The sequence below is a fragment of the uncultured Brevundimonas sp. genome, assembly GCF_937870815.1.
Taxonomy (GTDB): domain Bacteria; phylum Pseudomonadota; class Alphaproteobacteria; order Caulobacterales; family Caulobacteraceae; genus Brevundimonas.
Map to the genome: position 1 here is coordinate 1 of NZ_CALMZS010000101.1, position 8,464 is coordinate 8,464.

Consider the following 8,464-nt stretch of genomic DNA (forward strand, 5'->3'; position numbering starts at 1 on the left):
CCGCCCATGTTGCCGAGGCCGATGAAGGCGATGGTCTGGGTCATGGCGTCTCTCCCGAATGATTTTCGGGAGGGTTAGCCGGTCCCCGGCCGGCTCGCCAGCGGCGTCGGCGGTTTTCCGTCAGCCGGGCCTCCTGAAGCGATAGACGAACTGGTCGGTGCGGCCGCGGATGGCCTCGTCGAAGACGTTGGCGGTGCGGTCGTCGGCGGGGTTCGCCAGGGCCGAGGACTCGCCGTCGAAGACGAAGCCCGCCGCCTCGACCTCGGCGCGCAGCGAGGCGCCCTCGATGCGGTGCAGGGTTTGCACCTCGGCATGCCCCGTGCCCGGGCGTCCGGAATGGTCGATGACGATGAAATAACCGCCGGGCCTGAGCGCCGCGTAGATGGCGCGGTTCATCGTGGCCACATCGGTCTCGAAGGCCGGGATGTGGAAGTCGTGATACTCTTGGCTCATCCAGACCAGGTCGAGCGGCTCGGGGAAGTTCATCGTGTCCAGGTCGCCGTTGACCCGGATCACGTTGGGATAGGCGGCGACGAGGGCGTCGGCGCGCGGGTTCTCGTGCTCGGCGGTGCGGTGGGGCACGAAGGCGTAGACCTTGCCGCCGTCGCCGACCACGCGGGCGAACAGGCGGGTGAAATAGCCGGCCCCGGGGCGGATGTCGGCGACCTTGTCGCCCGGCTCCAGCATGGCGAAGGCCAGCATCCGGTCCGGATGGCGCAACGGGTCGCGGGCCACCTCATCGGCGGGCCGCAGCGGATCGGCGATGGCGGCGCGGTGCAGCCCGGCCAGTTGCATGGCCGCATAGGTGCGACTGGCCATGCGGTCGTCGCGGCCGGCGTACGGATCCGAACCGCAGGCGGCGAGAGCGAGGGCGGCGGTGAGGGCGAGAAGCGACGGTTTGAGCATGATCGTCTCCTGAACCAGCGGCGACAGCCAAGCTCCGGAACGGGACGGATGGCAAGCCCCCGATCAGGGAAGCGGCCGCCACTCCTCGTCCGACGGCAGCGGCGCGAACAGCTCGTCCAGCGTCGCGTCGCTGACCCCCGACAGCGCCGGCGGCGACCATTTGGGGGCGTTGTCCTTGTCGACGATGACGGCGCGGACGCCTTCCTGGAAGTCGTGGGTGCGGACGACGCGGCCGCCGAGGCGGTATTCCATGGCCATGTTGTCGGCGAAGCTGGTCAGGACCGCGCCGGTGCGCAGCTGGCGCAGGGTGACCTTCAGGGACTGGGGCGACTTGGTCCTCAGCACCGCCAGCTGGGCCATCGCCCACTCCGAACCGTCGGCCTCGAGGGCCGCGAAAATGTCCTCGACGGTGTCGAAGGCGAACAGGCGGTCGATGGCGGGCAGGTGCGGCTCGATCGGCGGCGCGCCGGCCTCGGTCTCCAGCCCGTCGGCGACGTCGACCGGATGGGCCGGGTCGGCGGCGAGGATGGCGCGGAAGGCGTCCAGCGCATCGGATGGCAGATAGTGGCTGTGGATGCCGAGGAAGACGGTGTCCGCCGCCTTGAGCCGGGCCCCGGTCAGGGCCAGCCAGACGCCGGTCTGGCCCGGCAGGCGCGGCAGGAACCAGCCGCCGCCGACGTCGGGGAACAGGCCGATGCCGGTCTCGGGCATGGCGTAGGTGGTGCGCTCGGTGGCGATGCGGACCACGGCCGGCTCGCTGATGCCGACGCCGCCGCCCATGACGATGCCGTCGACGAGGGCGGTGACCGGCTTCGGATAGTCGAACAGCAGGTGGTTGAGCTTGTATTCTGTGTCGAAGAAGGCCCTGGCCTCGGAGGCGTTCCCCGCCCCGCTCTCGGCGATCATGCGGATGTCGCCGCCGGCGCAGAAGCCGCGCTCGCCGGCGTGGTCGATGAGGATGGACTTCACTGCGTCGTCGACGCGCCACGCCAGCAGGGCCTCGATCATGGTCTGGCACATGGCGCGGTTCAGGGCGTGCAGGGCCTTGGGGCGGTTCAGGGTGAGGCGGCCGAGGCCGGACTGGACGCGGACGAGGATTTCGGCTTCGGGGGTCATGGCGTCGCTCACTGCCGCATCATCTCCCGCGCCGTGATCACCCGCATGATTTCGTTGGTCCCCTCGAGGATGCGGTGGACGCGCAGGTCGCGGACGATGCGCTCCAGCGGATAGTCCTTCAGATAGCCGTAACCGCCATGCAGCTGCAGCGCCTCGTCGGCGATCTGGAAACAGGCGTCGGTGGCCAGGCGCTTGGCCATGGCGCACCATTTGGTCGCCTCAGGGTGGCGGGTGTCGAGGGCCCAGGCGCCGCGCAGCACCATCAGGCGGCAGGCGTCGAGCTGGGTCGCCATGTCGGCGAGCTTGAACCGGGTGTTCTGGAAGTCGGCGATCGGCTTGCCGAACTGTTTGCGGGTCCTGACGTATTCGAGGGTCGTCTCCAGGGCGAGACGGGCGCCGCCGAGGGAGCAGGCGGCGATATTCAGCCGGCCGCCGTCGAGGCCCATCATGGCGTAGCGGAAGCCGTCGCCCTCCTTGCCGAGCAGGTTGGCGGCGGGGATGCGGCAGTCGTCGAAGGCGACGATGGCGGTGGGCTGGCTGTTCCAGCCCATCTTCCTCTCCTGGGCCCCGAACGACAGGCCGGGCGTGTCCTTCTCGACCACGAAGGTGGAGACGCCCTTCGGGCCGTCGGCGCCGGTGCGGGCCATGACGACATAGACGTCCGAGGTCCCGGCCCCGGAGATGAAGGCCTTCGAGCCGTTGAGGACATAGTGATCGCCGTCCAGTCTCGCGGTCGTGCGCAGGCCGGCGGCGTCGGAGCCGGAGCCGGGCTCGGTCAGGCAGTAGGAGGCGATCAACTCCATGGAAACGAGCCGCGGCACATAGCGGGCCCGCAGGTCGTCGGAGCCGAACCGGTCGATCATCCACGCGGCCATGTTGTGGATCGAGATGAAGGCGGCGGTGGAGACGTCGCCGCGCGACAGTTCCTCGAAGATGACCGCCGCCTCGACCCGGCCCAGGGCCATGCCGCCGTGCTCCTCGCCGGTGTAGATGGCGCAGAAGCCCATCTCGGCGGCGCGCTTCATCACATCGACGGGGAAATGCTTGGTCTCGTCCCATTCGGCGCTGTGCGGGGCCAGTTCGGCCTCGGCGAAGGCGCGGGCGGCGTCCTGGATGGCGCGCTGGTCGTCGGTGAGGGCGAAGTCCATGGGGCGGTCCTTGAGTCTTTGAGGGGCTTCTAGCCGAACCGGCGACAAACTGAACCCTCTCCCCGACCGCGAGGCTTCGTCTATAAGCGCCGCCATGACCCAGCCCTTCGCCCTCGCCGCCTTCCCCTACGCCCGCCCCCGCCGGCTGCGCAGCACGCCATGGGTGCGGCGGCTGGTGGCCGAGACGACGCTGACGCCGGCCGATCTGGTCTGGCCGCTGATCGTGCACGACGGGGCGGAGGACCGGGTGGCGGTGGCGTCGATGCCGGGCGTGTTCCGGCTGAGCCCGAAGGCGGCGGCGGCGGCGGCGGTCGAGGCGCGGGACCTGGGCATTCCTGCGGTGGCGCTGTTTCCCAATGTCGATGCGGGCATCAAGGACGGCGTGGGCACGGGCGCGACCGACCCCGACGGGCTGGTTCCGGACTGCATCAAGGCGATCAAGGACGTGGCGCCGGAGATCGGGGTGATCACCGACGTGGCCCTGGACTGCTACACCGACCACGGCCACGACGGGGTGCTGGAGGACGGACGGATCGTCAATGACGCGACGCTGGAGCGGCTGGCCGAACAGGCCTTCATCCACGCCCACGCCGGGGCCGACGTGGTGGCGCCGTCGGACATGATGGACGGGCGGGTGCAGGCCATCCGCGAGGCGCTGGAGGCCAACGGGCTGCAGGACACGCTGATCCTGTCCTATGCGGCCAAATACGCCTCGGCCTTCTATGGGCCTTACCGGGACGCGGTGGGGTCGGCGAAGGCGCTGACCGGCGACAAGAAGACCTATCAGATGGACTACGCCAACTCGGACGAGGCGCTGCGCGAGGTGGCCATGGACATCGCCGAGGGGGCCGACGCGGTGATGGTCAAGCCGGGGATGCCGTATCTGGATATCGTCCGGCGGGTGTCGGAGACCTTCCGCGTGCCGACCTTCGCCTACCAGGTGTCGGGCGAGTATGCGATGATGCGGGCGGCCATGGCCAACGGCTGGCTGGACGAGGAGCGGGCCATTCTCGAGAGCCTGCACGCCTTCAAGCGGGCGGGCTGCGCGGGGGTGCTGAGCTATTTTGCGGCTGACGCCGCACGGCTGCTACAGCGCTAGCCGGGTGGTCCAGCCGTCGAAGGCGACCTCGACGTTCGCAGGAACCACCGCCGACAGGGCGTTGTAATCCAGATCGAGATGCAGGTTGGTGAGCACCGCCCGCTTGACGCCGGCCCGGGCGATCCAGTCGAGGGTCCGGTCGACATGGGCGTGGGTCGGGTGCGGGGTCCAGCGCAGGGCGTCGACGATCCACAGGTCGCAGCCTCGGACCATCTCGATCGCGGCGTCGTCGAGGTCGGAGACGTCGCTGGAATAGGCGACGGAGCCGAGGCGATAGCCGACCGAACGGATCGGGCCGTGGGCCTGGTCGAAGGTGACGACCGGAACCGGGCCGCCGGGGCCGTCGACGGCCCAGGGCTCGCCGTGGGGCGGCAGGGGCCGGGCCTCGAGGATGGCCGGATAGCCCTGGACGCTGTCGAAGATATAGCGGAAGCGCTCGCGCATCGCGGCGTGGGTGGCTGCGTCCATGAAGGCCGGGAGCCGGCGGCGGGCGTGCAGGGCGAAGACGCGCAGGTCGTCTATGCCGTGGGTCTGGTCGGCGTGATCGTGGGTGTAGAGGACGGCGTCGATGTGGCGCACGTCAGCAGCCAGCATCTGCTGGCGCAGGTCGGGCGAGGTGTCGATCAGGACGCTGGTGAGGCCGTCGGGACCGTGACGGCGGACCAGCAGGGAGCAGCGCAGCCGGCGGTTCCTCGGTTCGGCCGGGTCGCAGGCGCCCCAGTCGCCGTCGCCGCGCGGCACGCCGCCGGACGAGCCGCAGCCGAGGATGACGACCTCCAGCTCACCCGCCGCGCCGTTCATGCGCCCTCCGGCCTCGGGATGCGGTCGAACAGGGCGAAGAAGGCGTCGGTGGTGCGGACCTCGGCTTCGTCGCGGGACCAGCCGCGGATTTCGGCCAACTTGTCGAGGACGTGACCGACGTACGCCGGCTCGTTGCGGCGGCCGCGGTGCGGGACCGGGGCAAGGTAGGGGCAGTCGGTCTCGACGATGATGCGGTCGGCGGGCATGGCGGCGATGATCTCGCGCACCCCGGACGCGGCCTTGAAGGTGGCGATGCCGGACACCGAGAACCACGCACCCAGTTCCGCCGCTTTTTCCGCTAGTTCCGGGCCGCTGGTGTAGCAGTGCATCAGGAAACGGAACGGCCCCCTCGCCTGCTCTTCGGACAGGATGTCGGCCATGAGGGCGTCGGCCTCGCGGGTGTGGACGACCAGCGGCAGGCCGGTGCGGCGGGCGGATTCGACATGCTGCCTGAACACCCGGGCCTGCACGTCGCGCGGGCTGAGATCGTAGTGGAAGTCGAGGCCGCATTCCCCGATGCCGACGATCTTCGGGCGGGCGGCCAGCTCGACCAGCCGGTCGGCGGTCAGGTCGACGTAGTCCTTCGCCTCGTGGGGGTGGACGCCGACGGTAGCCCAGATGTCGTCGTGGACCATGGCCAGGGCGTGGGTGGCCTCAAAGGTGGACAGCTTGTCGGAAATCTCGACCATCAGGCCGACCCCGGCCTCGCGGGCGCGGGCGATGACGGCGTCCCGGTCCTCGTCGAACTGGGGCGCGTGCAGGTTGACGTGGCTGTCGATCAGCATCAGGCGCGGGCCTTGGTCCGCTGCAGGTCGGCGAGCGCCCCGGCCAGCACGTCGGCGCGATCGAGGTTGATGGCGGCGGCCCGGTCGGGCAGCCCCGACAGCCGCTCCCAAAGCTCGGCCCAGCGCGCCCCGGACCTGCCTTCCTCGAGGGCGCGCAGCTTCACGGCGGCGATCAGCCGGTCCATCAGGGTCTCGAACCGCTCCTGCCCCTCGGCCCCGCGGAATTTGTCGGCCACGGCCATGACCTCGGCGCGGTCGAGGTCCGGGGCCGCGACCCAGGCCTGGGCCAGCCGGTCGGCCTCGAGCGTGGCGCCGGAAGCCAGGGCCAGGGCCCGACCCGGCGAGCCGGCGGCCATGCCGGCGATGCGGGCCGCCTCGGCGGAGGGAACGCCGGTGCGGTTGCGGACCATCTCCTCCAGGGCGTGCTGCGGCCAGACCGGGAAGGCCAGGCGGCGGCAGCGCGAGCGGATGGTGGCCAGCAGCCGGCCCGGCGCATGGGCGACGAGGAACAGCACGCCGCGCTCCGGCGGCTCCTCGAGCACCTTCAGCAAGGCGTTGGCCGCGTTGAGGTTCAGGTCGTCTGCGGCGTCGATGATGGCGACGCGGTATTTCGCCCGCGACGGGCTCTTGGAGAAGAACTCCGGCAGGTCGCGGGCCTGATCGACCGAGATCGACTTCTTCGTCTTGCCGCCCTCGACGGCGCGTTCGAGGACCAGCAGGTCGGGATGGGACTGGGCTGAGACAAGCCGGGCCACCGGATCGTCCGGACGCGTTCCCAGCAGCCCCCGCGACGGATCGGCCGCGGCGCCGAGCAGGCGGCGGGCGGCCCGGTAGGCAAAGGTCGCCTTGCCCGATCCCTCGACCCCGCACAGCAGCCAGGCGTGATGCAGCCGGCGCTTGTCGAAGGCGTCGAGGAAGGCTGCCTCGGCGGCGGCGTCGGGAACCAGGTCGAAACGGTCGCGCGGATGCTCGCTCACGGCAGCCGCGCCTCCACCGCGGCCCAGACCCGCGCCTCGACGGCGTCCTGGTCGCCGTCCGCATCGATGACGACGCACCGCTCCGGATGGGCGGCGGCGATGTCGAGGAAGCCGCGTCGCAGCCGCTCGTGGAATTCCGGCCCCTTGGACTCGAACCGGGTTTCGAACAGGCCGCGGCCGAAGGCGCGCTCCAGCCCGACCTCGACCGGCAGGTCGAAGACGAGGGTCAGGTCCGGCTGGGTCCGTCCGACGATGGCCGCATCCAGGGTCTCGATCAATTCGGCCGGGGTTCCGCCGCCCGCCCCCTGATAGGCGCGGCTGGAGTCGGCGAAACGGTCGCAGACCACCCAGCGGCCGGCCTCCAGCGCCGGACGGATGGTCCGTTCCAGATGGTCGGAGCGGGCCGCGAACATCAGCAGGGTCTCGGTCGTCGCCGACCAGCGGCCGACGTCGCCGTTCAGGGCGAGGACGCGGATCTCCTCCGCCCCCGGCGAGCCGCCCGGCTCCCGGGTCTGGACCACCTCGAGGTCGCGGGCGCGCAGCCGTTCGACCAGACGGGCGACCTGGGTCGACTTGCCGGTCCCCTCGCCGCCCTCGAACGTGATGAATCTGCCGTGAGTCACCGGCGCACAATGGCGGCGCCGACCGGGTTCCGGAAGGGTCTAGCCGCCCGAAATCATCATCGCCCCGGGATAACCGCGCGAGATCACGGCGCGCCGCGAGCGTTCGGCGGCCCCGGCGTCCGGCCACGGCCCGACCAGCACGCGAAACCGGCCCGGACCGGCCGCCTCGACCGTCGCGCCGCCGCCCAGCCGTTCGGCGGCGCGGCGGGCCTGACGGGCGTCGGGCCAGGTCCCGGCCTGGATCCAGAGGCCGGCCCGGACCGGCCCGGCGTCCTCAGGAGCCGGCAGCGGCGGCGGCGGCTCCGCCGGCGGGGGCGGAGCGGGCGGCGTTCGGGGGGGCGGCGCCGCGGCGTACTGGACCGTGGAACCGCCGCCCTGACGCGGGGCCCGCCCGAGATAGCGCACCCTGACCTCGCCCACGCCGGCCCGGCGCAGATCCAGCGCCTCGGCCGCACCGCGCGACAGGTCGATGATGCGGCCGTCGACGAAAGGCCCGCGGTCATTGACGCGCACGACGACACGGCGGCCGTTGGCGAGGTTGGTCACCTCGACCAGACCCGGCAGGGGCAGCGTCTTGTGGGCCGCGGTCAGGGCGTTCATGTCGAACGGCTCGCCGGTGGCGGTGGGGCGGCCATGGAACCGGTCGCCGTACCAGGAGGCGAGGCCGGTCTCGTCGTAGTCCGGCTGATCGGCCGGGCGATACCAGCGGCCGCGGATCTGATAGGGCCGCATGGTCCCGGAGACGATCGGCGCGGGGTCGGTGACGACGGGGATCGGCCGCAGGTCCGGCCGCGCGCCGCTCGCGCAGGCGGCCAGCAGCGACAGCAGGCCGGCGAGCACAACACCCTTGAGAAGTCTCGCAGCCATGGCCCCGCCCTCGATGGCGACGAGGATGGCGGACAAGATTTCCGCTTTGGTTAACGTGGCGTTTGGCGCTATGCGGCGGTTCCGCCCGCAGGGTACGGACAGGTGGCCGAGTGGTTTAAGGCAGCGGTCTTGAAAACCGCCG

Annotated in this window: 9 protein-coding genes; 1 reads left to right on the plus strand and 8 read right to left on the minus strand. The window is 71.1% G+C overall.

Annotated elements, in window-relative coordinates:
* Positions 1–120 precede the first annotated feature (120 nt).
* The 3 genes from Q0588_RS06240 to Q0588_RS06250 all read right to left on the minus strand — a co-directional run bounded on the left by Q0588_RS06240 (position 121) and on the right by Q0588_RS06250 (position 3,170).
* Positions 121–906, minus strand: a complete 786-nt coding sequence (locus Q0588_RS06240) for a methyltransferase domain-containing protein (protein ID WP_298744734.1) — start codon at positions 904–906, stop codon at positions 121–123.
* A gap of 63 nt (positions 907–969) precedes the next feature.
* Positions 970–2,022: an enoyl-CoA hydratase/isomerase family protein gene (locus Q0588_RS06245; RefSeq protein ID WP_298744750.1), complete on the minus strand. Its 1,053-nt coding sequence runs from the start codon at positions 2,020–2,022 to the stop codon at positions 970–972.
* An 8-nt stretch (positions 2,023–2,030) separates the two neighbouring features.
* Positions 2,031–3,170, minus strand: coding sequence for an isobutyryl-CoA dehydrogenase (locus Q0588_RS06250; protein ID WP_298744736.1), 1,140 nt, complete (start codon positions 3,168–3,170; stop codon positions 2,031–2,033).
* Between the two features lie 94 nt (positions 3,171–3,264).
* On the opposite strand from Q0588_RS06250, the gene hemB reads away from it, so the two are divergent.
* The gene (gene hemB / locus Q0588_RS06255) at positions 3,265–4,269 is read left to right on the plus strand and encodes a porphobilinogen synthase (protein WP_298744738.1); all 1,005 of its coding nucleotides are present in this window, start codon (positions 3,265–3,267) and stop codon (positions 4,267–4,269) included.
* On the opposite strand, the gene Q0588_RS06260 is transcribed toward hemB, so the two are convergent.
* From Q0588_RS06260 to Q0588_RS06280, 5 genes are read right to left on the minus strand one after another with little or no spacing between them, the layout of a single operon-like run.
* Positions 4,258–5,070: an MBL fold metallo-hydrolase gene (locus Q0588_RS06260; protein WP_298744740.1), complete on the minus strand. Its 813-nt coding sequence runs from the start codon at positions 5,068–5,070 to the stop codon at positions 4,258–4,260. The genes hemB and Q0588_RS06260 overlap by 12 nt on opposite strands.
* The gene (locus Q0588_RS06265) at positions 5,067–5,855 is read right to left on the minus strand and encodes a TatD family hydrolase (protein ID WP_298744742.1); all 789 of its coding nucleotides are present in this window, start codon (positions 5,853–5,855) and stop codon (positions 5,067–5,069) included. The genes Q0588_RS06260 and Q0588_RS06265 overlap by 4 nt, the downstream gene beginning before the upstream one ends.
* Positions 5,855–6,832 (minus strand): DNA polymerase III subunit delta', encoded by a 978-nt coding sequence (locus Q0588_RS06270; protein WP_298744744.1) that lies wholly within the window; start codon positions 6,830–6,832, stop codon positions 5,855–5,857. The genes Q0588_RS06265 and Q0588_RS06270 overlap by 1 nt, the downstream gene beginning before the upstream one ends.
* Positions 6,829–7,455 (minus strand): dTMP kinase, encoded by a 627-nt coding sequence (gene tmk, locus Q0588_RS06275; protein WP_298744746.1) that lies wholly within the window; start codon positions 7,453–7,455, stop codon positions 6,829–6,831. Before tmk ends, Q0588_RS06270 begins: the two co-directional genes overlap by 4 nt.
* Before the next feature lie 39 nt (positions 7,456–7,494).
* Positions 7,495–8,358, minus strand: a complete 864-nt coding sequence (locus Q0588_RS06280) for a septal ring lytic transglycosylase RlpA family protein (RefSeq protein ID WP_298744748.1) — start codon at positions 8,356–8,358, stop codon at positions 7,495–7,497.
* Positions 8,359–8,464: the final 106 nt, after the last annotated feature.